24 protein-coding genes are annotated in these 25526 nt (G+C 72.8%); 18 read left to right on the plus strand and 6 right to left on the minus strand.

Going from position 1 to position 25526, the window contains the following annotated elements; all coding sequences use genetic code 11:
* Positions 1–141 precede the first annotated feature (141 nt).
* The 7 genes from uraD to ACZ7HT_RS29950 all read left to right on the plus strand — a co-directional run bounded on the left by uraD (position 142) and on the right by ACZ7HT_RS29950 (position 7527).
* Complete coding sequence (gene uraD / locus ACZ7HT_RS29920; RefSeq protein ID WP_359517336.1) at positions 142–660, plus strand: 2-oxo-4-hydroxy-4-carboxy-5-ureidoimidazoline decarboxylase; 519 nt, start codon at positions 142–144, stop codon at positions 658–660.
* Between the two features lie 2 nt (positions 661–662).
* Positions 663–1052 carry a hydroxyisourate hydrolase gene (gene uraH / locus ACZ7HT_RS29925; RefSeq protein ID WP_471171586.1) on the plus strand — a complete coding sequence of 130 codons (390 nt, stop codon included), beginning with the start codon at positions 663–665 and terminating at the stop codon, positions 1050–1052.
* A gap of 5 nt (positions 1053–1057) precedes the next feature.
* Positions 1058–1981, plus strand: coding sequence for a factor-independent urate hydroxylase (gene pucL, locus ACZ7HT_RS29930; RefSeq protein ID WP_471171587.1), 924 nt, complete (start codon positions 1058–1060; stop codon positions 1979–1981).
* Between the two features lie 73 nt (positions 1982–2054).
* Complete coding sequence (locus ACZ7HT_RS29935) at positions 2055–3467, plus strand: nucleobase:cation symporter-2 family protein (protein ID WP_471171589.1); 1413 nt, start codon at positions 2055–2057, stop codon at positions 3465–3467.
* 48 nt (positions 3468–3515) lie between these two features.
* Complete coding sequence (locus ACZ7HT_RS29940) at positions 3516–4904, plus strand: 8-oxoguanine deaminase (RefSeq protein ID WP_471171591.1); 1389 nt, start codon at positions 3516–3518, stop codon at positions 4902–4904.
* Positions 4905–5263: 359 nt separating this feature from the next.
* Positions 5264–6712, plus strand: a complete 1449-nt coding sequence (locus ACZ7HT_RS29945; RefSeq protein WP_471171593.1) for a nucleobase:cation symporter-2 family protein — start codon at positions 5264–5266, stop codon at positions 6710–6712.
* A 95-nt stretch (positions 6713–6807) separates the two neighbouring features.
* Positions 6808–7527: an aspartate/glutamate racemase family protein gene (locus ACZ7HT_RS29950; protein ID WP_471171595.1), complete on the plus strand. Its 720-nt coding sequence runs from the start codon at positions 6808–6810 to the stop codon at positions 7525–7527.
* Positions 7528–7543: 16 nt separating this feature from the next.
* On the opposite strand, the gene ACZ7HT_RS29955 is transcribed toward ACZ7HT_RS29950, so the two are convergent.
* Positions 7544–8146 carry a hypothetical protein gene (locus tag ACZ7HT_RS29955; RefSeq protein ID WP_471171596.1) on the minus strand — a complete coding sequence of 201 codons (603 nt, stop codon included), beginning with the start codon at positions 8144–8146 and terminating at the stop codon, positions 7544–7546.
* Between the two features lie 131 nt (positions 8147–8277).
* Between ACZ7HT_RS29955 and ACZ7HT_RS29960 the strand changes: the two genes are divergently transcribed.
* From ACZ7HT_RS29960 to ACZ7HT_RS29970, 3 genes are all read left to right on the plus strand, one after another.
* Positions 8278–9249, plus strand: a complete 972-nt coding sequence (locus ACZ7HT_RS29960; protein WP_471171598.1) for a fibronectin type III domain-containing protein — start codon at positions 8278–8280, stop codon at positions 9247–9249.
* A 167-nt stretch (positions 9250–9416) separates the two neighbouring features.
* On the plus strand, positions 9417–10559 hold the full coding sequence (locus tag ACZ7HT_RS29965) for a beta family protein (protein ID WP_471171599.1): 1143 nt from the start codon (positions 9417–9419) through the stop codon (positions 10557–10559).
* Positions 10560–10610: 51 nt separating this feature from the next.
* On the plus strand, positions 10611–12398 hold the full coding sequence (locus tag ACZ7HT_RS29970) for a hypothetical protein (RefSeq protein ID WP_471171601.1): 1788 nt from the start codon (positions 10611–10613) through the stop codon (positions 12396–12398).
* Positions 12399–12407: 9 nt separating this feature from the next.
* Here ACZ7HT_RS29970 and ACZ7HT_RS29975 read toward each other — a convergent pair whose 3' ends face one another.
* From ACZ7HT_RS29975 to ACZ7HT_RS29985, 3 genes are all read right to left on the minus strand, one after another.
* Positions 12408–13553: a GDSL-type esterase/lipase family protein gene (locus tag ACZ7HT_RS29975; RefSeq protein ID WP_471171603.1), complete on the minus strand. Its 1146-nt coding sequence runs from the start codon at positions 13551–13553 to the stop codon at positions 12408–12410.
* 243 nt (positions 13554–13796) lie between these two features.
* Positions 13797–15419, minus strand: coding sequence for a malate synthase A (gene aceB / locus ACZ7HT_RS29980; protein WP_471171605.1), 1623 nt, complete (start codon positions 15417–15419; stop codon positions 13797–13799).
* A gap of 282 nt (positions 15420–15701) precedes the next feature.
* Entirely contained in the window at positions 15702–16316 is a 615-nt protein-coding gene (locus ACZ7HT_RS29985) for a nucleotidyltransferase family protein (RefSeq protein WP_471171607.1), read from the minus strand.
* 186 nt (positions 16317–16502) lie between these two features.
* Between ACZ7HT_RS29985 and ACZ7HT_RS29990 the strand changes: the two genes are divergently transcribed.
* The 8 genes from ACZ7HT_RS29990 to ACZ7HT_RS30025 all read left to right on the plus strand — a co-directional run bounded on the left by ACZ7HT_RS29990 (position 16503) and on the right by ACZ7HT_RS30025 (position 23658).
* Positions 16503–16820 (plus strand): DUF5955 family protein, encoded by a 318-nt coding sequence (locus ACZ7HT_RS29990; RefSeq protein ID WP_359517354.1) that lies wholly within the window; start codon positions 16503–16505, stop codon positions 16818–16820.
* Positions 16821–17117: 297 nt separating this feature from the next.
* Positions 17118–19871 (plus strand): winged helix-turn-helix domain-containing protein, encoded by a 2754-nt coding sequence (locus ACZ7HT_RS29995; protein WP_471171707.1) that lies wholly within the window; start codon positions 17118–17120, stop codon positions 19869–19871.
* A gap of 152 nt (positions 19872–20023) precedes the next feature.
* On the plus strand, positions 20024–21664 hold the full coding sequence (locus ACZ7HT_RS30000; RefSeq protein ID WP_471171610.1) for an MFS transporter: 1641 nt from the start codon (positions 20024–20026) through the stop codon (positions 21662–21664).
* A 25-nt stretch (positions 21665–21689) separates the two neighbouring features.
* Positions 21690–21896 (plus strand): hypothetical protein, encoded by a 207-nt coding sequence (locus ACZ7HT_RS30005; RefSeq protein WP_471171611.1) that lies wholly within the window; start codon positions 21690–21692, stop codon positions 21894–21896.
* A 47-nt stretch (positions 21897–21943) separates the two neighbouring features.
* Positions 21944–22405, plus strand: coding sequence for an SHOCT domain-containing protein (locus ACZ7HT_RS30010; RefSeq protein WP_471171613.1), 462 nt, complete (start codon positions 21944–21946; stop codon positions 22403–22405).
* 28 nt (positions 22406–22433) lie between these two features.
* On the plus strand, positions 22434–22859 hold the full coding sequence (locus tag ACZ7HT_RS30015; protein ID WP_471171615.1) for a DUF7144 family membrane protein: 426 nt from the start codon (positions 22434–22436) through the stop codon (positions 22857–22859).
* 2 nt (positions 22860–22861) lie between these two features.
* Positions 22862–23308 carry an amphi-Trp domain-containing protein gene (locus ACZ7HT_RS30020; protein WP_471171617.1) on the plus strand — a complete coding sequence of 149 codons (447 nt, stop codon included), beginning with the start codon at positions 22862–22864 and terminating at the stop codon, positions 23306–23308.
* 125 nt (positions 23309–23433) lie between these two features.
* The gene (locus tag ACZ7HT_RS30025; protein WP_471171620.1) at positions 23434–23658 is read left to right on the plus strand and encodes a hypothetical protein; all 225 of its coding nucleotides are present in this window, start codon (positions 23434–23436) and stop codon (positions 23656–23658) included.
* Here the strand turns inward: ACZ7HT_RS30025 and ACZ7HT_RS30030 are convergent.
* Both ACZ7HT_RS30030 and ACZ7HT_RS30035 read right to left on the minus strand, forming a co-directional pair.
* Positions 23648–24274 (minus strand): response regulator, encoded by a 627-nt coding sequence (locus ACZ7HT_RS30030; protein ID WP_389022216.1) that lies wholly within the window; start codon positions 24272–24274, stop codon positions 23648–23650. The genes ACZ7HT_RS30025 and ACZ7HT_RS30030 overlap by 11 nt on opposite strands.
* A gap of 3 nt (positions 24275–24277) precedes the next feature.
* Positions 24278–25447, minus strand: coding sequence for a sensor histidine kinase (locus ACZ7HT_RS30035; protein ID WP_471171623.1), 1170 nt, complete (start codon positions 25445–25447; stop codon positions 24278–24280).
* Positions 25448–25526: the final 79 nt, after the last annotated feature.

Consider the following 25526-nt stretch of genomic DNA (forward strand, 5'->3'; position numbering starts at 1 on the left):
CAGGGAGCCGTCGTCCAGATGTCGGGACGACGGCTTTTGTATGGCCGAGTTTTCAACAAAGTGTTGACGTTGTGTTGCGGAGGGCGTTAGCTATCCGCAGCCCGTCCGACGCACAGCGAAAAACAGCCACGGAGGCTTCCCGTGACTTCAGGTACGACACCGGGCCTCACCCGGTTCAACACCTCCTCGGACAGCGAGGCCGTAGCCGCGCTCCACGAGGTGTGTTCCAGTTCGGCGTGGGGGAGCAAGCTGCTCGCCCAGCGCCCGTACTCCACCGCCGAAGCCCTCTTCCTCGCCAGCGACGCCGCCATGGCCGAGCTGACCGCGGAGGACCTGGCCGAGGCGATGGCGGGGCACCCGCCGATCGGTCGTCCGAAGGCCGGGGACCCGACCTCCTCCCGCGAGCAGAGCGGGATGGCCGGCGCCTCCGCGGAGCTCAAGGCCGAGATGCTCGAACTCAACCTGGCCTACCAGGACAAGTTCGGTCATGTCTTCCTCATCTGCGCCACCGGCAGGACCGGCGAGCAGATGCGCGACGCGGTCCGGGAGCGGATCGGCAACGCGCCCGAGACGGAGCGGGAGATCGTCCGCACCGAACTGGGCAAGATCAACCGCATCCGGCTGACCCGTCTCGTCGAGACTCCCGAGGAAGAGAGCTGAGCATGAGCACCGACACCACCGCCTCGGTGTCCACACACATCCTGGACACCAGCATCGGCCGCCCGGCCGAGGGCGTGGCCATCACGCTCGCGGCCCGCAGCGGCTCCGACGCGGAGTGGGTCACGCTCGGCGGCTCCGCCACCGACGCGGACGGGCGCTGCAAGGACCTGCCGGCGCTGCCGGAAGAAACCACCCACGTACGTCTCGACTTCGAGGTCGAGACCTACTTCTCCAAGAAGCAAGCCGAGGCGCAGCAGGACGCCCCCCGCGTAAGGGACAGCGGTGCGTTCTTCCCGGAGGTGGCGATCACGTTCGCCGTCAAGCCGGGCGAGCACTACCACGTACCGCTGCTGCTCAACCCGTTCGGCTACTCCGTTTACCGAGGGAGCTAGCAGACATGCCCACGATTCTCGGCCAGAACCAGTACGGCAAAGCAGAGAACCGCGTCGTCAAGATCACGCGGGACGGCGCCACCCACCACATCAAGGACCTGAACGTCTCCGTCGCCCTCTCCGGCGACCTCGACGACGTCCACCTCACCGGCTCCAACGCCCACTGCCTCCCCACCGACACGACGAAGAACACCGTCTTCGCGTTCGCCAAGGAGTACGGCATCGAGTCCGCCGAGCAGTTCGGCATCCACCTCGCCCGCCACTTCGTGACGAGCCAGGAGCCGATCAAGCAGGCGCGCATCCGGATCGAGGAGTACGCCTGGGAGCGCATCGCCTCCTCCGACGCCAACTCCAAGTTCATCGGCGCCGACGAGGTCAACCACTCCTTCGCCCGCAAGGGCCAGGAGACCCGCGTCACCCAGATCACCTACGACGGCGAGAAGTGGGAGGTCATCTCCGGCCTCAAGGACCTCGTCGTCATGAACTCCACCAACTCGGAGTTCTGGGGCTACATCAAGGACCAGTACACGACGCTCCAGGAGGCGTACGACCGCATCCTGGCCACCCAGGTGTCCGGCCGCTGGCGGTTCAACTGGACCGACGACGACCAGCGCATGCCCAACTGGGAGCGGTCCTACGAGCAGACCAGGAAGCACATGCTCGAGGCCTTCTCGGAGACGTACTCGTACTCCCTCCAGCAGACGCTGTACCAGATGGCCACGCGCATCATCAACCACCGCTCGGAGATCGACGAAGTCCGCTTCTCGCTCCCGAACAAGCACCACTTCCTGGTGGACCTCGAGCCCTTCGGCCTGAAGAACGACAACGAGGTCTACTACGCCGCCGACCGCATGTACGGCCTCATCGAGGCCACCGTCCTCCGCGACGGAGCCACGGCGCAGATCCCGGTCGACATGACCAACCTCTAAGCGGCATCCGCGTGACCGGACCCGCCCGCCCGCAGTCGGGCGGGGCCGGTACAGCGGACCGGAGGGAACGACAATGGCTCAGCCTGTAAAGTGGCCGGCACCCGCCGAAGGCCCGTGTTCCACCCCGTCCACCACCTTGGCCCCGGCCGAGTGCCACCCGGTGGACGAGAAACTCCCCGCCTCGCGGCTCGTCCCCGCGGCACTCCAGCACATCGCCGCCATGTACGCCGGCGTCGTCACCCCTCCGCTCATCATCGGCCAGGCCGTCGGCCTGGACGCCGCAGGAATGACCCGGCTCATCGCGGCCAGCCTGCTCATCGCCGGCTGCGCGACCATCCTGCAGACCCTCGGCCTCGGACGCTTCGCCGGAAACCGGCTCCCGTTCGTGAACGCCGCCTCCTCCGCCGGTATCGCCCCGATGCTCGCCATCGCCGAGACCAGCGCCCCCGGACACCAACTCCCCGCCATCTACGGCGCGGTGATGGTCGCCGGAGTCTTCTGCCTCGCCGTCGGCCCCTTCTTCGGCAAGCTCCTCCGCTTCTTCCCGCCGCTCGTCACCGGCGTCGTGATCACCCTCATCGGCGTCACCCTGATGCCCGTGCCCGTCGGCTGGGCCCAGGGCGGCGACAAGACCGCCGACGACTTCGGCTCCATGAAGTACCTGGCGCTCGCCGGCTTCACCCTCGTCGTCATCCTGCTCTTCCAGCGCTTTGGCAAGGGCTTCGTCAAGCAGATCGCCCTGCTGCTCGGCCTGCTCATCGGCACCCTCGCAGCGATCCCCTTCGGGATGGCCGACTTCGGCGCCCTGCGGGAGGCGCCCGTCGCGGCCCTGCCCGCGCCCTTCGCCTTCGGCGCCCCCGAGTTCCAGCCCGCCGCGATCCTCTCCCTGTGCATCGTGATGCTGGTCCTCATGACCGAGTCGAGCGCCGGCATGCTCGCCCTCGGCGAGATCTGCGAGCGCCGCAGCGACGGCAGGACCATCACCCGCGGCCTGCGGACCGACGGCATCGCCACCCTGCTCGGCCCCGTCTTCGGCGGCTTCCCGACCTCCGCCTTCGCGCAGAACGTCGGCGTCGTCTCGCTGACCCGCGTCCGGTCCCGGTACGTGGTCGCCGTCGCCGGCGGCGCCCTCCTCGTCCTCGGGGCCTTCCCGGTCCTCGGCGCGATCGTCTCCATGGTCCCGATGCCCGTCCTCGGCGGCGCCGGCATCGTCCTCTTCGGCTCGATCGCGGTCAGCGGCATCCGTACCCTCTCCGAGGCCGGACTCGACGACAGCTCCAACATCATCCTGGTGGCCGTCGCGCTCGGAGCGGGCATCATCCCGCTCGCCGCGCCCACCTTCTACGCCGGCTTCCCCGCCTGGGCGCAGACGGTGCTCGGCTCCGGCATCAGCGCGGGCGCGCTCGTCGCCGTCCTGCTGAACCTGTTCTTCCACCATCTCGGCACCCGGAGCCGTCACACCGCTCCGGCACTCAAATCCTCCTAGGGTCCTGCCGTGCCCGAACCATCCCCGAGGAATGAAGGAAGCACCGCCATGGCAGCACCTTCGGCAGCCCAGCGCATCGTCATCGAGAACGCGGCGATCGCGACCGTCGACGCGAACGACACCGAGTACGCCTCCGGGTACCTCGTCGTCGCCGACAACAGGATCGAGTCCATCGGCGCCGGCAGGGCGCCCGAGGGCCTGGAGAACGTGGTACGCCGGATCGACGCCACCGGTCATCTGGTGACGCCCGGTCTGATCAACACCCACCACCACTTCTACCAGTGGATCACCCGCGGCCTGGCCACCGACCACAACCTCTTCAACTGGCTGGTCGCGCTCTACCCGACGTGGTCCCGGATCGACGAGTCGATGGTCCGCGTCGCCGCCCAGGGCTCCCTGGCGATGATGGCCCGCGGCGGTGTCACCACGGCCATGGACCACCACTACGTGTACCCGCAGGGCTCCGGCGACCTGTCCGGCGCCATCATCGGCGCCGCCGCCGACATGGGCGTCCGCTTCACCCTGGCCCGCGGCTCCATGGACCGCAGCGAGAAGGACGGCGGCCTGCCGCCGGACTTCGCCGTCGAGACCACCGAGGGCGCGCTCGCCGCGACCGAGGAGACGGTGCGGAAGTACCACGACGCCTCCTTCGACGCCATGACCCAGGTCGCCGTCGCCCCCTGCTCGCCCTTCTCCATCTCCACCGACCTGCTCCGCGAGGGCGCCGCGCTCGGCCGCCGCCTCGGCGTGCGCATGCACACCCACGGCTCGGAGACCGTGGAGGAGGAGAAGTTCTGCCACGAGCTCTTCGGCATGGGCCCGACGGACTACTTCGAGTCCACCGGCTTCCTCGGTGAGGACGTGTGGATGGCGCACTGCGTCCACATGAACGACTCCGACATCGAGGCCTTCGCCCGCACCAAGACCGGTGTGGCGCACTGCCCGTCCTCCAACGCGCGCCTCGCCGCCGGCATCGCCCGCGTACCGGACATGCTCAAGGCCGGCGTCCCCGTCGGCCTCGGCGTCGACGGCACCGCCTCCAACGAGTCCGGCGAGCTGCACACCGAGCTGCGCAACGCGCTCCTCATCAACCGCCTCGGCGCGCACCGCGAGGCCGCGCTCAACGCCCGCCAGGCCCTGCGCCTCGGCACCTACGGCGGCGCCCAGGTCCTCGGCCGTGCCGACAACATCGGCTCGCTGGAGCCCGGCAAGCTCGCCGACTTCGTCCTCTGGAAGATCGACGGCCTCGGCCACTCCTCGATCGCCGACCCGGTCACCGCCATCGTCTTCGGCGCGGCGGCGCCGGTCACCGCCTCCTTCGTGAACGGCAAGCAGATCGTCGAGAACAACCGACTGCTGTTCGCCGACGAGGAGCAGATCGCGCGCGACGCGCGCGCGGAGGCGCAGCGCCTGGCCCGGATCACGGCCCAGAGCTGACCCTCCCCATGGAGTCCGACCGAGGGGGACGGCCCTCGGTCGGTCGCCGCGGACCCGAGCGGGGTCCACGGCAGCCCGACCGGGTGGTGCCGTACACAGAAGTACGGCACCACCCGGGACGGTGAAGCGTGCCCGCACCCCCACACCGGGCCCCCGTCCCCCCGCCGCACCCTCCCGCGGCACCGCTCGCCCCCGGAGCGCGCCGCACCCGCGGCACCGCTCCGCTCCGGAAGCGCGCCGCACTCCCGCGGCACCGCTCCACCCCGCACCGAGCCGCACCTCCTGCACCTCGCACCGCATCGCACCACCTCCCTGAACCCCGCGTCGCCGCCGACGTGTAACCGACCGGAGGAACCGCCGTGGCCGCCAAGCCCCAGGTTCGCAATGCACCAGACGCAGGCCCCGCCCCCGAAGACCGCGAGAAGCATCCGGTCGACGAGACGCTGCCGCCACTCAAGATGCTCACCAGCGGCCTCCAGCACGTCGCCGCCATGTACGCGGGCGTCGTCGCCCCGCCCCTGATCGTCGGAGCGGCCGTCGGCCTCTCCGGCACCGAACTCACCTTCCTCACCGGCGCGAGCCTCTTCACCGCCGGTCTCGCCACCTTCCTGCAGACGCTCGGCGTCTGGAAGATCGGCGCCAAGCTGCCGTTCGTCAACGGCGTCACCTTCGCCGGCGTCGCGCCCATGCTGGCGATCGTCGACACCACCGAGAACAAGGCCGACGCGCTCCCCGTGATCTTCGGCGCGATCATCGTCGCCGGACTCCTCGGCTTCGCCGCCGCCCCCTTCTTCTCCCGGCTCGTGCGGTTCTTCCCGCCGGTCGTCACCGGCACCGTGATCACCCTCATCGGCGTCTCCCTCCTCCCGGTCGCGTTCGGCTGGGCCCAGGGGCCCAACCCCAAGGCCGCGGACTACGGTTCGACCACGTACCTCTCGCTCGCCGGCATCACGCTCCTCGTGGTCCTGCTGCTCCGCCGCTTCACCCGCGGCTTCCTCAAGCAGGTCGCGGTCCTGGTCGGCCTCGTCCTCGGCACGCTCATCGCCATACCCTTCGGCGTCACCGACTTCAGCCCGGTGAAGGAGGCCGACATCGTCGGCTTCCCGTCCCCCTTCCACTTCGGCGCCCCGCAGTTCGCCCTCGCCGCGATCATCTCCATGTGCGTGGTCATGCTCGTCTCCATGACCGAGTCGACCGCCGACATGCTGGCGCTCGGCGAGATCGTCGAGCGGCCCGCCGACGAGAAGACCATCGCGGCCGGCCTGCGCGCCGACACCCTCGGCTCGGCGCTCAGCCCGCTCTTCAACGGCTTCATGTGCAGCGCCTTCGCGCAGAACATCGGCCTGGTCGCCATGACCCGGATCCGCTCCCGCTTCGTCGTCGCCAGCGGCGGCGGCTTCCTGGTCCTCATGGGCCTCTCGCCGGTGGCCGCCTCGCTGATCTCGGTCGTCCCCCGGCCGGTCCTCGGCGGCGCGGGCGTCGTCCTCTTCGGCTCGGTCGCCGCGAGCGGCATCCAGACCCTGGTCAAGGCCGGCCTGGAGAAGGACAACAACGTGCTGATCGTGGCCGTCTCGCTCGCCGTCGGCATCATCCCGATCACGAAGCCGGAGTTCTACCACGCCTTCCCGGAGACCGCCCAGATCATCCTGGACTCCGGTATCTCGACCGGCTGCGTGGCCGCCGTCCTGCTCAACGTGGTCTTCAACCACCTGGGCCGCGGCAGCGACGCCGACGACGTCACCGCGCCCATGGAGCCCGGCGAGGAGATCTCCGGCAGCGCCGGCGCGAAGGCGGCGCACGCCCACTGAACCCGCTCCTCGTCCCCCCGCCCGCCCCGGCCCCCGCGCACGCCGCGGGGCCCGGGGCCGCGGCGCGTGCCGACGCCGCGGGGCCTGGAACGGTGGTGCGTGGCGACCGCACGGGGCCCGGAGCCGTGGCGCTCGCCGACCGCACCGCGCCCGGAGTCGTGGTGCTGGTCAATCCCAATACCTCCACTGCCACGACCGCGATGATGACCGCCATCGCCCGGCGCGCCCTGGGCCCGGACCGGCCCGTGCGGGGCGTCACCGTCGCCCGGGGCCCGCGCATGCTCACCGACCCGGACGCCCTGCGGGCCGCCGCCCCCGAGGTCCTTGCCGCAGGCCTGCGTGCCACGGCCGGGGGCGACTGCGCCGCCCTCCTCGTCGCCGCCTTCGGCGACCCGGGCCTCGCGGCACTGCGCGCGGCGCTCGCTCCGACCGGGGTCCCGGTGGTCGGCCTCGGCGAGGCGGCACTCCTCGAAGCGGCCGCCGACGGAACGCCCTTCGGTATCGCCACCACCACCCCGCTCCTCGCCGACGCCATCCACGCGCGCGTGACCGCCCTCGGCCTCGGCGACCGGTACACCGGCCTCCGGCTCACCGCCGGCGCCCCCGAGCGGCTCTCCGCCGACCCGGCGCTCCTCCTCGACCGGCTTGAGCGCGCCGTCCGTGCCAGCGCCGAACGCGACGGCGCCCGCGCCGTCGTCATCGGCGGCGGCCCGCTCGGCGAGGCGGCGGAGGAACTCCACGCCCGCTGCGCGGTCCGCGTCGTCGCCCCGATCCCGGCGGCCTGCCGCGCGATCACCGGCCTGCTGACGGGCTGACGGCCGATGGCGGGCCTCACCGCTCCACCGCGATCCGCCGACGGCACTCCGCGGCCAGCGACGGGTAGGCGGCGGCGATCGCCTCGTACAACCGCCGCCTCAGCAGCCGCTCGGCCTCGCCCCGGCCGGTCTCCCCGTAGAGCCCGTCGAGCAGCGACTCGTACCGCGACAGGGCGTGCCGCAGATAGCTCACCTGCCACCGGACGAGCGCTCCGGTGGGCGGGCCGACCCGTACCCCGGAGGGGTCAGGACCGGGACTTCGGGCGTCAAGGAGGTGCCGGTGCCGCGCGGCCCGCCGCTCCAGTTCGGGCCCCGGCAGCAGGGGCACCTCGATCGGTTCCGCGCGGATCGCGGTCAGGACGGCCGCCCGCCGCCGCTCGGCGTGGAGCCCGGCGGCCGAGGCCCGGGCCCGGCAGAGCGACGCCGTCTCGGTGAACTCGGGCGTCCGCTCCACCGTCTGCACCCGGGCGAGCAGATAGAGCCGCACGGGAGCGAGGGACCAGCGGCGCGGATCGCGGCCCTGCACATCGGGCGTGCCGAGCAGGTCCCGCACCATCGCGTCGGTCCAGCCGCGGCGGCGCACCCCGGCGAGCGAGACATAGGTCGTACGGTCCGTCATGATTCCCCCTGAGTCGACTACGGAGCGTGACGATTCCAGTGAAGCGCACCCCACTGACAACGCCCCCTTGCCGACCCGCCTCCGGCTGTGCGATATAGGTCTGGACCTTTTCGACGGACGGAGGCCGGCCCGTGCAACGCCCGCTCGCCGCAAGCCTGTTGACTGCCCTCGCGCTCACGGTGACCCTCACCGTCAGCGCCTGCTCCAGCGCCGCCGCCCCCGCGCCGAAGGACACCCGGGCGCCCACCGTCCCCACCGGAGTCACCGCCGTCGCCGGCAGCGCGAGCACCGTGCACGTCATGTGGAGCGCGGCCACCGACGACCGCGCCGTCGCCGGATACGCCGTCTACCGCGAGGGCCACAAGGTGAGGGACCTCCCCGCCACCACCCTGATGACCGACGTCGTCGGCCTCGCCCCCGCGACCCGCCACCGCTTCACCGTCCGCGCCCGCGACGCCGCCGGCAACGTCTCACCCCCGAGCGCCACCGTCGCCGCCACCACCCTCCCCGCCGCCGCCGAGGACCGCACGCCCCCGACCGCCCCGACCGCCCTCCGCGTCACCGCCGACGGCAGCCGCGCCGCCACCCTCCGCTGGGCCCCGGCCCGCGACGACACCCGGGTCACCGCGTACGACGTCTACCAGGCCGACACCCGCATCCACACCGTCCCCGGCACCGCCACCACCGCCCACCTCGCCGGTCTGCGCCCCGGCACCGCCTACGCGTTCACCGTCCGGGCCCGCGACGCCGCCGAGAACTCCTCCCCGGACAGCACCCCCGCCGACCTGACCACCGCCCCGTCCCCGGGCGCCCCGCCGAACACCGCCCCCGAGGACCTCACCGCCACGGCCGGCCGGGGCGAGATCACCCTCACCTGGACCCCGCCGAAGACGGGCGCCCCCGTCACCCACCACGAACTCCACCTCAACGGCCGCTTCGCCACCACCATCGTCTGGGGCACCACCCCACCCCCCGGCCGCGCCACCTACACCTTCCCGGTCCAGGACCCCCCGGGCACCCGCTACACCCTCACCCTCCGCGCCCAGCTCCCGGACGGCACCTGGGGCGACTTCTCCGCACCGAGGACCGTGATCGTGCGCTGAGTGCGCTGAGTGCGCTGAGTGCGCTGAGTGCGCTGAGTGGGCTGTGCGTGCTGTGTGGGTTCTGTGGGGTGAACTCCCCTGCCTTTGGCCGAAATCACACCCTTTCGCTCGACCTGACGGCACCTCACCCTGCGAACAGGGGAAGCGACAGGCCGTGGGGGGCGCCGATGTCCGAACCGACCTCCGACCCGCTCTACGTACCCGCCCTGCCCGCCCGGCCGAGCGCGCTCGTCGCGTACGACCTCCTGGCGCCGGACCTCCGGGCCGTCGTCGCGCCGCTCTGGACCGTCCCGCCCCGTGTCGGCCACGAGCGGATCCCCGGGCAGCCGCCGGCCCACCCCCTCGACCCCGACCCCGCCGCACTCGGCGACCACGTGCGCCAGGCCCTGGCGCGCATCGCGCGCGTGCAGCGCGACCGGCCCGCCTGGGTCGACACCGGCCACGTCGAGCGCGAGCCGGGCTTCCCCGGGCTCGGCGCGGTCCGGCCCCCGCTGCGGCCCGTCACCGGCATCGAGCGGGACCCCGCGCAGCAGGTGGCCTGCGCCGAGGCGGCCCGCGCGGGCGGCACCGGCCTCGGCATCCGGGTCCGCCCGGACACCGGCGGGCGGACGGGCGAAGCGCTGTGCTGCGGCCGCCTGGGCCTCCGGGGATGCCCGGACACCGGCGGGCGGACGGCGGAGGCGCTGTGCCGCCTCCTCGAACGGATCTCGTTCGCCCCGTGCCCCCTGGACCTCCTCCTCGATCTGGGCGCCGTCGACGAGGACCAGGGCGCCGACCACATCGCGCTCCAGGCCCTGAACGTCCTCGCCCCCCTCCACCCCTGGCGCACCGTCGTGCTCCTGGCCGGCGCCTTCCCCCGTACCCGCCCCGAGGCGTACGGATCGCCCCTGGCCGAGACGTGCCGGGCCGACCGCCTCCTCCCCGGGCTGCTCCGCCACACCGGCGGCGGGCCCGGTCCGCGGCCCGTCCACGGCGACTACGGGGCGCACGACGCGGCGAGCGCCCACCGGGTCTCCGACACGGAGGACGACCCGTTCCGCGGAGCCCTGCGCTACACCGCCGAACAGGCCTTCCTCATCGGCGAGGTCCCGGCCGAGTCCGGGCACCACCTCACGGTCCGCGCGCTCGCCCGCGAGATCGTCGGCTCCCCGCACTTCAGGGGAGCGGAGTACAGCGAGGGGGACCGCTGGCTCCGGGTCTGCGCCGACGGCAGCGGCCTGCCCGGCACCGGGCACCCCGACTTCTGGATCCGGGCCGGCCACAACCAGCACCTGGCCCATGTCGCCCGCGAACTGCGGCGACACTCCTGACCCGTGGTCCTTGCCCGCCGTAACCGGCTCCCCGGAATTACCCTGGGAAGCGTGGCCGGGACCGTTCTCACCAACACCGGGCTCGACAGCTTCCTCGACGGAGCGCCCGAGCATCGTGACCCCGCGTTCGCGCGGGCCGCCGAAGCGGTCCTGGGACTGCTCGCCCTGCGCGGCGCGGACCGGACGACGGGCGTGCCCGAGCCGACGCCCGGGCTCGTGCGGCAGCTCCTGGTGGAGGACCTGCCGATCTTCGTGTACGCGCCGCCGGGACAGCTCGCCGCCTATCCGGCCGTCCTCGGGGCCCTCGCCGCACGGTTCGACGGAGGGCGGCGCGAGCGGATCGCCACGGTCGTCGCCGAGTCCGCCCCCGACTTCGAGCGCGCCATGAACGACCCCGGCAACCTCACCTGGCACCGCTGGTACGCCTCGCTCCTGCGGACGGTCGGCGCCGACCTCGCCGACCCCGAGGACGTACGCCGCAGGCTCGCCGCCCTGGACGGGGCACCGCTCCCCGACGGGGTGCGCCGCGCCCACCTCATGGGGCGCACCGCCCTCGCCGACGTCCTGCTCTCCGAGGCACTCACGCGCGCGTACGTGCGGGACGCCGAGGCGCCCCCGGCCGCCGGGCCGCTGCTCACCGACCACGCCGTCGCGACCGGCATCGGGCAGCTCGCCGCCGCGCTCCAGGACCGGTGGACCGCCGCCGGGCTCGCCGAGCAGCTCGCGGGACCGTACGCGCGGTTCGCGCCGGGACCCGACGCCTTCCCCCACCTCGTCCTCGCCGACGCCCTCCTCGACGAGCACCTCGACTACTACGGGGACCCCGCCGCCCCCGTACCCCCGCCGCCCGCGATCGAGGCCGGTCCGGTCGAGGAGGACGCCGACAGCCTGATCGGCACCGTGGAGGAGCTCGCGGAGGAGGAGTTCGAGCCGTACGGGGGCGAGGCGCCGCACCTGCTGTACGCCGTCTACCAGCGCGGCTGCGCGGCCGAGTCCGTCGCCCGCAAGGCCGCCGAGTACGAGGACTGGAGCGTCGACCCGGCCCTGGAGGACCTGCCCGTGGCGGTGCCGGACACGGCGCCCGACGCGTACACCGTCCCGCCCGTTCCGGAGCTCGTACGGCTCCTCGGCACGGCCGGCCTGAACGAGGCCGACCGGGCCCGGCTCGAAGGACCGGGCCGCGACCTCGCCATGGTCCTCGACCACCTGGCCGCCACCGGCCTGGTCTTCCGCCGCGGCGACGCCTTCGGGCTCACCCCGCGCGGCGCGGGAGCCGTGCGCTATCTGCTCGCCGTGCGCGGGGTCACCGCGCCCGACACCGCCGAGGCCGCCGCCTGGACCGCGCAGGACGTGGTCGCCGCCGCCGGGGGCTGGTCGGCCTCCGTCGCCGCGCGCGTACTGGCCGACTGGCTCCACGCGCGCGTGGACACCGCCGACGCCTGGTCCCAGCTGCTCGCCGCCCTCGGCACCGTCCACGGCGGCGGCTCGGAGGCGGCCGCCACCCGCGGCCTCTTCGCCGTGCTGGACACCGCCGGAGCGCCGCCCGAAGCGCTGCGCGGCGCCCTGCGCGACCCGGTCATCGGCGCGTACGCCCTGGACGCCCTGCGCGAGCGGGGCGAGCCGGCGGACCCGATCCAGGTGCGGATCTCGGCCCGGGCCCTGCACGTCCTCGACGCGCTGCCCGCCAAGAAGGGCCCTCTGGAGTCCCGCCGCGCCGCCTTCGACACGGCGGCGGCCGCCTGGCCCGGCGGTTCCGCCGCCCTGGTCCGCGCGATGGTCGCGGCGGACCGCCATGAGACCGAGCGGGTCCTGCGCCCGCTCGGCATCACGCTCCCGTGACGGCGTGCGCTAGTTCGCCGTGAGGTACATCCCCGACGTCCCCGTCCCCGCCGTGTTCCGGCAGCTCCGGTTCCCCGTCGGGACGGCGTCGATCAGGGTCAGGCACCGGCCGAGGGCCTGCTGGCCGTAGGCGTTGGGGTGCATCGACTCCTGGACGAGGCCCTGAGTGCTCTGGCTGTCGATCCAGCGGGCCCACTCGCTCGTCGTGGCCGACGGGGGCACGGTCGACGACACCTGCTTGCTCGCCTTCGCGCAGACCTCACGGCCCTGCAGCGCGTCCCGCAGGTCGAGGAACTGCACGCCCTTCGCCGTGGCGACACCCTTGAGACGGTCGGCGATCTGGGGGACCAGGGAGTCGCGGGCCCAGTCGGAGTCGGCGTTCCAGAACGGGCAGCCGCCGGTGTTGGTACGGGACCAGCCGCTCTCCCCGTACCGGTTGTCGACGGAGCGCGGGATGGGGGAGGGGTACGACTGGAGGACGATCCGGTAGTCGCCGGCGGCGTACCCGGCGGTGGTCATGACCGCCCGGATCTCGTCGACGGAGCGGCCGACGTCGGCCATCACACCGTCGATCTTCGCGTCGACGACGGCCTGCTGGTCGTCGTGGCAGTACGAGTACCAGACGATGTAGTCGCTCGCGCAGGTGCTGATGATGTCGGCGAAGCCGAGGTCGTTGCCGCCGACGGACAGCGCGATCAGCTTGACGTCGTTCGCGGCGGCCACGGCCGCCAGCTGGTCGGCCTGGGGCGCCTCGCCCTTGTACGTCTGACCGCCCTGGGAGGCGCGGAAGACGTTCGCCGTCGTCGCCCCGGAGCAGGCGAGGTTGATCAGCGAGCTCGCGATCGGTCCTGCGCTCTTCACCTCGGCGGTGTCCGAGCGGTCGCAGCCGCCGGCGGTCCCGCCGTACACCCGGGACGGGTCGTAGGTGCTGCCCGTCCAGGCGCGGTCGGTGCCGTTGCGGCTGCCGGAGTTCGTGAGGCTGTTGCCCAGCCACCGGCCGGCCTCGCCGGAGATGTAGCTGTCGCCCATGGTGACGACGGCGGTGGGGCCCGCGCCGGGGGCGGCTTGGGCGGCCGGGGCGGCCAGGGAGGCGAGCCCGGCGGCGGTACACAGTGCCAGGAGTGCGCGCAGCGCACGGTGGGGGGACGAAGGCATGGCTGTGCTCCTGCGGTATGCGGTGACGCAGTGACGTGGGGGACAGCCGCCGGCCGGTGGCATGGCGGAATCTCGCACGGCGTGACTTGTTACCGCTAGGTAGCTGCATATCTCGGTTCCGTCACGTCACCTGTGATCACACCGGGAACGCGACGGGGCCCCGCCCCGGCGCTGTGCGACACCGAGGGCGAGGCCCTGTTCAGAAGGCGTGCGGCCGCTGTGCGGTCGGCCGACGTGCGTACGTCAGCCGACCAGCTGCTCGTACGCGGGGAGGGTCAGGAAGTCCGCGTAGTCCGCGTCCAGGGAGACGTGCAGGAGGAGGTCGTGGGCCTGCTGCCACCTGCCGGACGTGAAGGCCTCCTCGCCGATCTCGGCGCGGATCGCGGCCAGTTCCTCGGCGGCGACCTTGCGGGCCAGCTCGGGGGTGGCGAGCTCGCCGTTCTCGAAGACGACGCCCGCGTTGATCCACTGCCAGATCTGGGAGCGGGAGATCTCCGCGGTGGCCGCGTCCTCCATCAGGTTGAAGATGGCGACGGCGCCGAGGCCGCGCAGCCACGCCTCGATGTACCGGATGCCGACCTGGACGGCGCTGACCAGACCCTCGTACGTGGGCTTCGCGTCGAGCGAGTCGATGGCGATGAGGTCGCCGGGCGCGACGGAGACGTCCTCGCGGAGGCGGTCCTTCTGGTTGGGCTTGTCGCCGAGGACGGCGTCGAAGGAGGCCATCGCGATCGGGACCAGGTCGGGGTGGGCGACCCAGGAGCCGTCGAAGCCGTCGCCGGCCTCGCGGTCCTTGTCGGCCTTGACCTTCTCGAAGGCGACCTTGTTGACCTCGGCGTCCTTGCGGGACGGGATGAAGGCAGCCATGCCGCCGATCGCGTGCGCGCCGCGCTTGTGGCAGGTGCGCACGAGGAGTTCGGTGTACGCGCGCATGAACGGGGCCGTCATCGTGACCGCGTTGCGGTCCGGAAGGACGAACTTGGCTCCGCCGTCACGGAAGTTCTTCACGATGGAGAAGAGGTAGTCCCAGCGGCCCGCGTTGAGGCCGGCGGCGTGGTCGCGGAGCTCGTAGAGGATCTCCTCCATCTCGTACGCGGCCGTGATGGTCTCGATGAGGACCGTGGCGCGGACGGTGCCCTGCGGGATGCCGACGTAGTCCTGCGCGAAGACGAAGATGTCGTTCCAGAGGCGGGCCTCCAGGTGCGACTCCGTCTTCGGCAGGTAGAAGTACGGGCCCTTGCCGAGGTCGATCAGACGCTGGGCGTTGTGGAAGAAGTACAGGCCGAAGTCGACGAGCGCGCCGGGCACCGGGCGTCCGTCGAAGGTGAGGTGCCGCTCCTCCAGGTGCCAGCCGCGCGGCCGCATCACGACGGTGGCGAGCTCGTCGGCGGGCTTCAGGGCGTACGACTTGCCCGAACGCGGGTCCGTGAAGTCGATGGTGCGGGAGTACGCGTCGATCAGGTTGACCTGGCCGAGGACGACGTTCTCCCAGGTCGGCGCGGAGGCGTCCTCGAAGTCGGCGAGCCAGACCTTCGCGCCGGAGTTGAGCGCGTTGATCGTCATCTTGCGGTCGGTCGGGCCGGTGATCTCGACACGGCGGTCGTTCAGGGCCGCCGGGGCCGGCGCGACCTTCCAGGAGTCGTCGGCGCGGATCGCGGCGGTCTCCGGAAGGAAGTCCAGGGTGGACGTACGGGCGATCTCGGCGCGACGCTCCGCCCGGCGGGCGAGGAGCTCGTCCCGGCGCGGGGTGAACCGCCGGTGCAGTTCGGCGACGAAGGCCAGGGCGGCCTCGGTGAGCACCTCCTCCTGGCGGGGCAGGGGCTCGGCATCGACGACGACCAGGGGGGACGGCGCTGGTGCGGACATGAACTGTCACTTCCTTCAGCGGACTTCACGGGCGGTGCCAGCGGCCGCCGGGCGTCAAGGGGCGGCACGGAGTGCCGCAGGCGCCGAGTTACGGCCGCGAGCGCCCTCGGAACTAGCAGGCGCTTCTGAACAGTGGATACTAGTTTCCTCATGGTGGAAGTTCAATGGTTTGTTGATGTCGAGATTCTCTGGATCGACAGAACATGGCGCTCGGTGCCAGCCTGCGCACTCCCGGTGGATCACTCGGGGTGGATCACTCCGGGGGGATCACTCGCGGTGCGTTCACTCCAGGTGGGACAGATCCGCCTCCGTGTCGATGTCGTACGGCTCGGCCACATCCGAACAGTCCACCGGGGTGATCGCATCCCGGTGCGCCGCCAGATAGTCCCGCGCCCCCCGGTCGCCCACAGCCGTCTCCGCGATCCCCGCCCAGTGCCCCGCGCCGAACAGCACCGGATGGCCCCGCTGTCCGTCGTACGAGGCGGCCGCCAGCGCATCCCGCGATCCGTACGCCGCCCGGACCCGGGCCACCGCCTCCGCCCCGATCCCCGGCTGGTCGACCAGGAGGACGAGCGCCGCGTCCACCCCGCGCGGGTCGGCTGCCAGCGAGGCGAGCCCCGCCCGCAGCGAGGAACCCATCCCCTCCGCCCACTCCGGGTTGTCCACCAGGACGCACCCGGGCAGCTCCGCCCGCTCCCGTACGGCATCGGCCGACGCCCCGAGCACCACGTGCACCACCTCGCATCCGGCCCCGCGCAGCACCCCCACGGCGTGCTCGACCAGCGGCCGCCCCCGATGGGAGAGGAGTGCCTTCGGACGCCCCCCGAGCCGCCTTCCGCCCCCGGCGGCGAGCAGCAGTCCGGCGACGACGGGGGTTCGGTCTTCTGCAGCTGTCATGCCACCTGCATACCTCATCCGGCCGAATCACACGGTCGCCTGAATTCCGTCCACCAAGGGTGGCGCGCCGGGGTGGCGAAGGAGTTAACTGGCCCGCGGCTCACGGCGCCCGACCGCCGTCCGGGGGGTCGGCTCGGGGTGTCCGGAGCGGAGTGCTGCGCACATTGTCGTGCGAGGGGGAGATCCATGTTGCGAAGCGTGGGGCAGAGGCGAGTGACCGGCGAGGGCATGGACCCCAGGGTGGCCGAACTGCGGTCCGCCGTGTCCCGGCTCCGGCGCGAACTGGCCGCGCTCCGGATCGATTTCGCCGACCGCGGCATCGCCGAGGACGAGCTCGCCGCCCTTGACGCCATGGCGCTCAGCGGCGACCCCGAGGTACGGCGGCTGCGCCGTTCCCTGCTGCTCGTCGCGGGCTGCGTCGGCTCCGTCAGCGCCCTCGCCGAGGCGCTCGCCGGCGTCCGCCGTGCCGTCGAGCTCTTCGGGCCCCCGCAGCCCGGGCAGTAGGCCGGCGAGAGGGCCCTTCCGGGTACCCCGGAGGGGGACCTTCCAGTACCCCACGGGGGTCTGCGGGGCCCTGTGCGGTGGCCGAACCAGCGAGAAGGCTCCCATCCTGAGGGAAGGTTCCGCCCCGGCGGTACCGGCCGGAAGGTGGTGGTGGAAGTGACGGCCACGGGTGGTGACGAGGACGAGCGCGACGCGCCGCTCCCCGGCGGCGTCGGGGAGCGGGACGCCGCGCTCTCAGGGGGCGGCGACGAGCGGCATGCCTCGATCCCTGGCGTCGGCGACGAGCGGGAGGCCTCGATCCCCGGCGGCGAGCGCCTCGCCCCGCTCCCCGGCGGCGTCGACCCGCTCGGGGACCCGTTCCTGCAGACGCGGTTCGCGCTGCCTGGACGCCCCGGTACGTTTCTGCGCCGTGAGCGGCTGGTCGGGCACCTCGGGCGGGCGTTGCTGACCCCGCTGACCGTGGTCAACGGGAGCGCGGGGGCCGGCAAGACCCTCCTGGTCGCCGACTGGGCCGCGAACCTCGGGCAGCCGGTCGCCTGGCTGACGCTCGACGCCGCCGTGGACGGCCCCGGGATGTTCTGGGCCCAGCTGCTCCAGGCCCTGAACGCCGCCGGTGTGCCCGTACCCGCCGCGATCGGCTTCCCCGCCGACGCGGCCCGCGTCCATCACACCCTCCTGAGCCGGATCGCCTCGGAACTCGCCGGGCGCGACCGGCCCGTCACCGTGGTCATCGACGAGTTCGACGAGGTGGCCGACCCCGAGGTCGCACGACAGCTGGAGTTCGTCCTGCGGCACGCCCGGCCGGGACTGCGCCTCGTCCTCGTCAGCCGCAGCGAGCCCCTCCTCCCGCTCCACCGCTACCGGACAGCCGGCGAGATGACCGAGATCCGGGACGCCGAGCTGGCCTTCACCACCGAGGAGGCGGTCGAGCTCCTCGACCTGCACGGGCTCTCGCTGTCCGTTCCGGTGGCCGGGGCGCTGGTCGAGCGCACCGGGGGATGGGCCGCCGGCCTTCGGCTGAGCGCCCTGGCGGCGCGGTCGAGCCCGGATCCCGAGCTCTATCTGAAGGAGTTCGAGGCGGGACGGAGCACGATCGCCGACTTCCTCCTCGCCGAGGTGCTCGACCGGCAGTCCCCCGAGACCCAGGACCTGCTCCTGCGGATCAGCGTGCTCGACCGCTTCTGTCCCGACCTGGCGGACGAACTGACCGGGCGGCGCGACGCCGCGACGATCCTCGCGGGACTGCACCGCGCGAACGCCTTCGTCGAGGACTACGGCCACGGCTGGTACCGGCTCCATCCACTGTTCCGGGAGATACTCGGGGCCCATCTGCGCTGCCGCGCCCCCGGCCTCGAACCCCAGCTGCACCGCCGCGCCGCGCACTGGCTCCGGCGCTCCGGCACACTGCGCGAGATGCTGGTCCACGGCGCCGCCGCGCGGGACTGGTCCTACCTCGCCGGGGCCGTCGTCGAGGATCTCGCGATCGGGCAGCTCCTCACCGGCCTCGGCTCGGGAGAGCCCGTGGACTGGTTCGCCGCGATGGAGGGCGATCCATCCGACGCGGCCACGAGCCTCGTCCGCGCCGCATGCGAGCTGTCCCGTACGGACCGTGCGGAGCGGTCCGACCACTCGGACCACTCGGACCACTCGGACCGGTCGGACCGCTCGGATCAGGCGGACCGCTCGGATCAGGCGGACCGGGCCTCCCTCGAACGAGGCCTGGCACACCTCCGCCGGGCGGCCGAACAGCTGTCCGCGGACGACCGCGGCACCCCCGCGGCCCTGCTGAGCTACGCCCTCCTCGGGGCACTGGCCGGGCGGCTCTCCGGCTCCGCGCATCTGGCCGAACAGGCCACCCGGTCGGCCCGCCGCCTGATGGGGCAGATGCCCTCCCGGCTCCTCGACGGGCACCCGGAACTCCGCGCCCTGCTGCTGACCCACGTGGGCGCCTCCCGGCTGTGGGCCGGACGCCTCGACGAGGCCCGGGCCGCCCTCACCCAGGTGGCCGGCGCCCCCCGTACGGCCTCCGTCGCGCTCCCGCGGATGGAGGCACTGGAACATCTGGCGCTCGTCGACCACCTCAACGGATGGCCGAGCGCGGCGGAACGCAAGGTCCTGGCGATGACGGCCGAGGCCGAGCGGTACGGCCTCAGCCGGCCTCAGGGTTCCGGGCTCGGTCAGCTGGTCCTGGCCGCGGTCGCCTTCGGCCGGGACGACGTCGACCGGGCCGAGGCCCTCCTCGCCGGGATGCCCGACCGGCCGCCGGTGGATCCGGTGGCGGCCGCGACCCGGCGCGCCGTCACGGCCGACGTGCTGCTGGCCCGGGGCCGTACGAGCGCCGCCCTGACCGTCGCGACCCGGCCCGTCCCCGCCGCCGACGTCTCGCCCTGGGCGCGGGGCCGTGCCGCCCTGGCCGTCTCGGACGCGCACCTGACCGAGGGCCGCCCGGACGCGGCCGTCGACGTCCTGCGGCAGGTCGCCGGAGACCAGCCGCTGTGCACCGTCGGCACGGCGCGGGCCCACCTCGCCGCCGGGGACCCCGGCACGGCCCTCGACCTGCTCGACGGCCTCGCGGCAGACGGGCGGACGGGACCCGCGGTGGCCGTACCGGCCGCGCTCGTGGGCGCCCAGGCGGCGGCGCTGAAGGGAGACACCGCCACCGCCCGCAGGCTGCTCGCGCGGGCTCTCGTCGAGGGCCGCCGCGAGAACCTCCGGCGCGCCTTCCGGGACGCCGGGCCCTGGATCGGGCCCTTCCTGGCGGAGCCCCCGCTGCGCGCGCTGGCCGCCGGGTGGCTCGTACCGGAAGCGGAACCGCCGGGCGAAGCCGCCCGAGGCGGACCCGGGCCCGGAGCGCCGACGGAGGAGCTCACCGTACGGGAACGCGAGGTCCTGGAGCGGCTCGCCGGGGCGATGTCGACCGAGGACATCGCCGCCGACCTGTACGTGTCCGTGAACACGGTGAAGACCCACCTCAAGGCCGTCTACCGGAAGCTGTCGGTGCACCGCCGCAACGACGCCGTCCGCCGCGCCCGCGAGCTGCGGCTGCTGTGAGCCAGGCGCCCAGCGCCCGGCAACCCGCCGCCCCTCTCACCCGCGGCGGGTGAGGCGGCCGGCGGACGTCCGGGATGTGATGGCGACGAGGGCGGGCTCACTCCCTCCGCTGCCGCCGGACATCGGCGGCCAGGCCCGGCGAGGTGGCGACCGTGAAGAAATGGCGCGCTCTGATCGTGCTCGGGACGGCCCAGTTCCTGATGGTCCTGGACACGTCCGTCATGAACGTCTCCATCAGCCAGCTGGTCGAGGACTTCGACACCGAGGTGACCGCCATCCAGGCCGTCATCACCCTGTACGCCCTCGTCATGGCCGCCTTCATGATCATCGGAGGCAGGTTCGGGGACGTCCTCGGCCGACGCCGGGTCTTCCTGATCGGCATGACGGTCTACGGAGTCGGCTCGGCCCTGACCGCCGTCGCGCCCACCCTCTGGGTCCTGGCCCTCGGATGGTCGATCATCGAGGGGCTGGGCGCCGCCCTGGTGCTCCCGTCCATGGCGGCCCTCGTCGCCGAGTCCTACCGGGACCGGGACCGCTCCGTCGCGTACGGCGTCGTCGGCGGCCTGGCAGGCGCCGGCATCGCGGTCGGTCCGCTGCTCGGCGGCTGGGTGACGACGTACCTCACCTGGCGCCTGGTCTTCGCGGGCGAGGTCGTCGTGGTCCTCGCCGTCCTGCTCCTGAGGCGGGCGATCCCCGAGACGCCCCCGCCGAGCCGGCGTCCCGGCCTGGACGTCGTCGGCGCCGTGCTGTCGGCGGCCGGCCTGGGGCTCGGCGTGCTCGGCGTACTGCAGAGCGGCACCTGGGGATGGGTGCAGCCGCGCAACCCGCCGTTCACCGTCCTCGGCTTCTCCCCCACCCTGTTCGTGATCGGGGCCGGCGTGGTGGTCCTGTTCCTCTTCCGGGTCTGGGAGGAGCGACGGGAGGCCCACGGCGCCGACCCCCTGGTCCATCTGGCCCTCTTCCGCAGACCCGCCCTGAGCTCGGGGCTGATGACCCTGCTCAGCCAGAACCTCATCCTCCTCGGGCTGTTCTTCACCATCCCGCTCTACCTGCAGGTGGTGCAGGGGCTCGACGCCTTCGAGACGGGACTGCGGCTGCTCCCGGTCTCCGTCACCATGCTCGCGGCCTCCCTGGTCGCGGCGAAGCTCGGGCGCAGGATCGGCCCCCGGCGGATCGTGCGGACCGCCCTCCTGCTGCTCCTCGCCTCCATCGTCTGGCTCCTCGGCACCATCGATCCCGTCATCGACGACGCCCAGTTCTTCTCGGCCATGGCGCTCCTCGGCCTCGGCATGGGCCTGCTCGCCTCGCAGCTCGGCAACGTCGTCCAGTCCAGCGTGGGGGAGCGGGAGCGCAGCGAGGTCGGAGGTCTGCAGTTCACCGCCCAGAACCTGGGGTCCGCGCTCGGCACGGCCCTCATCGGATCCCTCCTGATCGGAGCCCTGGCCCAGGCCTTCACCACCGAGGTGGAGAACGACCCGAGGCTCTCGGCGGAGGCGCGCGCGCAGGCCGGCGTCGCCCTGGAGGCCGGGATCAGCTTCGTCCCGACCGACCAGGTCCGCTCGGCGGCGGAGAACGCGGGGCTTCCGCCGCAGGAGGTGGACGCCGTCACCGACTCCTACGCCTCCGCCCAGCTCGACGGCCTCAAGGCGGCCATCCTCGCGACCGGGGGCATCACCCTGCTGAGCTTCCTGGTGACGCGCGGGCTGCCCGGCGCCGGTGAATCACCCGTGCCGGGTGAGGCCGGTGGGGACACGGGGGCGGACCCTCGAAGCAAGGGCCGACCGGCCCGGTGACAGCCACTTCCGGGAGGGGCACGTCATGCAGCACGAGCAGTGCGAGATCCGCGTCGACGGGCTCATGTCGGAGACGCTGATCGGATCCTTTCCCGAGCTGGAGCACGTGATGGTCTCCGGCCAGACGCTGCTGTACGGCCCCCTCCTGGACGAGGCCCACCTCTACGGCCTGCTGGCCCGCTTCCAGTCGCTCGGACTGCACGTGGTGGAACTGCGGCGACTGCCCGAATGACCGAGGCGGTTCCCGACGGGAGAAGGACCCGGAAACGGAGCACGGACATGGACACACCGACGTACCTCGCCTACGACTATCCGCTGCTGAGCATGTTCTGGACCATGCTCTGGATCTTCCTGTGGATCCTCTGGTTCATCCTGCTGTTCCGGATCATCGCCGACATCTTCCGCGACGACTCCATGAACGGCTGGGCCAAGGGCGGCTGGCTCGCCTTCGTCATCCTGCTGCCGTTCCTCGGTGTCCTCGTGTACGTGATCGCCCGCGGCAAGAGCATGGGCGGCCGGGAGGTCGCGCACGCGCGCGAGAAGCAGCAGGCCTTCGACGCGTACGTCCGCGAGACCGCCGCCGGTGACAGCCGTCCCAGCCGCGCCGAGGAACTCGGCCGGCTCGCCGAGCTCCGCACCAAGGGCGACATCAGCGAGGAGGAGTTCCAGCGGGCCAAGAACCTCGTCCTGCACGACGACCGTCCGTCCCCGCCCGCCGGCGGCACCGACGCCCGTCAGTGAGACGGGCGCGAGGAAAGGACACACCGAGATGAACGCCACGCACACCCCTCACGCGTCATCGGCGAAGTACGCCTGGGCCGGGGGCCTGCGGGTCTTCGCCGCCGTCATGCTCGGCATCGCGGGACTGCTCGCCATCTTCCGCGGCATCATGGCCATCGCCGAGGACGAGGTCTTCGTCAGCACGCCCAAGTACGTCTTCCAGTTCGACCTCACCGGGTGGGGCTGGGTCCACCTCGGCCTGGGCATCGTCGCCGTGCTCGTCAGCTTCGGGCTCGTCATGGCGTCGAACTGGGCCCGGTACTGCGGCATCGCCATCGCCGCGCTCGTGATCATCGCGAACTTCCTGTCGCTGCCGTACTACCCGTGGTGGTCGGTCATCATGATCGCGATCTCCGGCTTCATCATCTGGGCCCTGTGTGTCGACCGGGGCGAGGACGCGGGCGCCGGGAGGTAGTCGTGAGCGACCTGAAGTTCGAGCAGAAGGGCTCGATGTCCCGTGCCGAGGCCGCGGCGCAGCTGGAGGCGCTCGCCGCGGCGCTCAGGGAGGGCGGCGAGGCCGACCTCCCGATGGGGCCCGGGGTGCTGAGCCTGAAGATCCCCGACGAACTCCGCACCGAGGTGGAGTTCGAGGTCGGCGACGGCGAGATCGAGCTGGAGATCGAGCTGAAGTGGCCGCTGGGCGGGGGCAAGGCGAAGCCGAAGGAGCAGCCGGAGGCCGAGGCCGAGGCGGCGCAGGAGGTGGAGAAGCCAGAGCCGAAGAAGCCACAGCCGAAGAAGCCCGAAGCCCAAAAGCCCGAAGCCCAAAAGCCCGAAGCTCAGAAGCCCGAGGTCAAGAAGCCCGAGGCCAAGCCCAGGCCGGTGGCGAGGAAGGCCGTCAGACGCACCCCCGCCAAGCGCACATGAGCCGGGGTCTCTCGGGGGTCCGAGTGCTCCGGTTTCACCCGCATGACCTGGCCGCCGTGCCGGTGCGGCCCGGCGGGCGTTGGGTGGAACCGGGACACCCGGACCCCGGAGAAACGGAACCTGCCATGTACGAGATGCACATCGCGCCCGACGACTCCAGCGGACTTCTGGTCTGGCACGTGATCGCCAAGGAGGCGGGCAACAGCCTCTGCGGTCAGCCCGTCGACCGCGGCACGGACGGGGTGCAGACGGACCGGCACTGCCTGTCCTGCATGCGGTCCTTCCAGGACCTGATGAGCGCCCGGGCCTCCTCGTCGGGCCAGGGCCGCCCGGACGGCCTCACCGCCTGATCAGCCGGCGGGCCGTCGCCGTCGCCACCGCCGCCGTGCGCGAGTCCACGCCCAGCTTGGCGAAGATGTGGACGAGGTGGGACTTGACCGTCGCCTGGCTCAGGAACAGCGCCTTGCTGATCTGCTGGTTCGACAGGCCCTCGCCCACCAGCTGGAGCACCTCCAGCTCGCGTTTCGTCAGCGCCTCCGCCGGCGTCCGCATCCGGTCCATCAGCCGGTGCGCGACCGCCGGCGCGAGCGCCGACTGCCCGGCGGCCGCCGTCCGGACCGCCGCCGCCAGCTCCTCCGGCGGCGCGTCCTTCAGGAGATAGCCGGAGGCCCCCGCCTCCACGGCCGCCAGGATGTCCGCGTCCGTGTCGTACGTCGTCAGGACCAGCACCTTCGGCCCGCCCGGCGCCGCGGTGATCGCGGCCGTCGCCTCCGAGCCGTGCATCCCGGGGCCGAACTGCAGGTCCATGAGGACCACGTCCACGCCTCCGGCGGCGGCCAGCTCCACCGCGCGCTCGGCCGTGGCCGCCTCGGCGACCACGGCGAAGTCCGGCTCGGTGTCGAGGACCGCGCGCAGGCCCGCCCGTACCACCGGGTGGTCGTCGGCGAGGAGGAGTCGGATGGTCATGCTTCAGGCTCCAGCGGGGAGGGGGAGGGAAACGGCGACGGCGGTGCCCTGGCCGGGCGCCGACTCGACGGCGAACGAGCCGCCCAGCGACTCCGCCCGCGAGCGCATCGCCGGAAGCCCGAAACCGCCGTCCGACGAGGGGCGTACGGACGCGGGGTCGAAGCCCCGGCCGTCGTCGACCACGTCCAGGGTCACGGACGCGTCCATGAACGACAAGGTGATCTCGGCACGGGACGCCGAGGCGTGCCGCACCGTGTTCGCCAGCGCCGACTGCGCGATCCGCAGCAGCGCCACCTCGTACGGCGTCGGCAGCTCCACCGGCGTACCGCTCACCGAGAAGCGGACCCGGGGTCCCTCTGCGGGCAGGCCGGTGACCGGCTCGCACAGGCGCTCAAGGGCCGCCGCGAGCGAGCCGTGCTCCAGGTCCGGCGGCGACAGCGCCCGGACGAAGCGCCGTGCCTCCGCCAGGTTGTCCTGCGCGGCCTCGCGGGCCCGGCCGATGTGACCGGCGGCGGGGGAGTCCGGCGGGAGCAGCCGCTCGGCCGCCCGCAGCAGCAGCTGGATCGAGGACAGGCCCTGCGCGAGCGTGTCGTGGATCTCCCGCGCGAGCCGCTCCCGCTCGGCGAGCGTCCCCGCGTGCCGCTCGGCCGCCGCCAGCTCCGCCCGCGTCTCGATGAGCTCCTCGATGAGCCGGCGCCGCCGCTCGCTCTCCCGGTACAGCGCCTGGTAGCCGAGGACCGTCGCCACCGCGACCGCCGCGCCGAGCAGCGGCCCGATGAAGACCCCCGGATTGAGCGGGGCGCCGTGTCCCACGTACGAGAGGATCGCCGCGCCCGCCGTGAGGGCCACGACCGGCAGTGACCAGCGGGTGGGCAGCAGGTGCAGCTGGAGGAAGTACAGCGGGAAGGCCAGCCAGAGCGCTTCCGGGGTGAGCCAGAGCAGCCCGAGCCAGGACGCTCCGAGGACCGCCAGCCAGATCGCGGCGGCGCGCCGCGAGCCGCGCACGGACGGCAGGTACGAGCCGGCCGCGTACACCGCGCCCATCACCACCGCCGCGACCGTCCCGGCGACCGAGTCCGCCCGTACCGCCGCCAGGACGAGCAGCCCCGCCATGAGGAGGTGCAGGCAGAGGCGCAGGGCGCGGAGGGCGGGGGTCAGAGAACGGGGATCCATGATCCCTCCAGCGTAGACACCGGGCGACAATCCGGACTCAACCGAAAGTTTGATTACGGAGCCATCCGTGGCGCGATGC

The sequence above is a fragment of the Streptomyces sp. NPDC037410 genome (assembly GCF_055602235.1).

What these genes read in the sequence shown, in the direction of transcription:
- uraH (WP_471171586.1), top strand. Translation starts at nt 663, where the DNA reads ATGAGCACCGACACCACCGCCTCGGTGTCCACACACATCCTGGACACC.
- pucL (WP_471171587.1), top strand. Translation starts at nt 1,058, where the DNA reads ATGCCCACGATTCTCGGCCAGAACCAGTACGGCAAAGCAGAGAACCGC.
- ACZ7HT_RS29935 (WP_471171589.1), top strand. Translation starts at nt 2,055, where the DNA reads ATGGCTCAGCCTGTAAAGTGGCCGGCACCCGCCGAAGGCCCGTGTTCC.
- ACZ7HT_RS29940 (WP_471171591.1), top strand. Translation starts at nt 3,516, where the DNA reads ATGGCAGCACCTTCGGCAGCCCAGCGCATCGTCATCGAGAACGCGGCG.
- ACZ7HT_RS29955 (WP_471171596.1), bottom strand. Translation starts at nt 8,146, where the DNA reads ATGACGGACCGTACGACCTATGTCTCGCTCGCCGGGGTGCGCCGCCGC.
- ACZ7HT_RS29965 (WP_471171599.1), top strand. Translation starts at nt 9,417, where the DNA reads ATGTCCGAACCGACCTCCGACCCGCTCTACGTACCCGCCCTGCCCGCC.
- ACZ7HT_RS29975 (WP_471171603.1), bottom strand. Translation starts at nt 13,553, where the DNA reads ATGCCTTCGTCCCCCCACCGTGCGCTGCGCGCACTCCTGGCACTGTGT.
- aceB (WP_471171605.1), bottom strand. Translation starts at nt 15,419, where the DNA reads ATGTCCGCACCAGCGCCGTCCCCCCTGGTCGTCGTCGATGCCGAGCCC.
- ACZ7HT_RS29985 (WP_471171607.1), bottom strand. Translation starts at nt 16,316, where the DNA reads ATGACAGCTGCAGAAGACCGAACCCCCGTCGTCGCCGGACTGCTGCTC.
- ACZ7HT_RS29990 (WP_359517354.1), top strand. Translation starts at nt 16,503, where the DNA reads ATGTTGCGAAGCGTGGGGCAGAGGCGAGTGACCGGCGAGGGCATGGAC.
- ACZ7HT_RS30005 (WP_471171611.1), top strand. Translation starts at nt 21,690, where the DNA reads ATGCAGCACGAGCAGTGCGAGATCCGCGTCGACGGGCTCATGTCGGAG.
- ACZ7HT_RS30010 (WP_471171613.1), top strand. Translation starts at nt 21,944, where the DNA reads ATGGACACACCGACGTACCTCGCCTACGACTATCCGCTGCTGAGCATG.
- ACZ7HT_RS30015 (WP_471171615.1), top strand. Translation starts at nt 22,434, where the DNA reads ATGAACGCCACGCACACCCCTCACGCGTCATCGGCGAAGTACGCCTGG.
- ACZ7HT_RS30025 (WP_471171620.1), top strand. Translation starts at nt 23,434, where the DNA reads ATGTACGAGATGCACATCGCGCCCGACGACTCCAGCGGACTTCTGGTC.
- ACZ7HT_RS30030 (WP_389022216.1), bottom strand. Translation starts at nt 24,274, where the DNA reads ATGACCATCCGACTCCTCCTCGCCGACGACCACCCGGTGGTACGGGCG.
- ACZ7HT_RS30035 (WP_471171623.1), bottom strand. Translation starts at nt 25,447, where the DNA reads ATGGATCCCCGTTCTCTGACCCCCGCCCTCCGCGCCCTGCGCCTCTGC.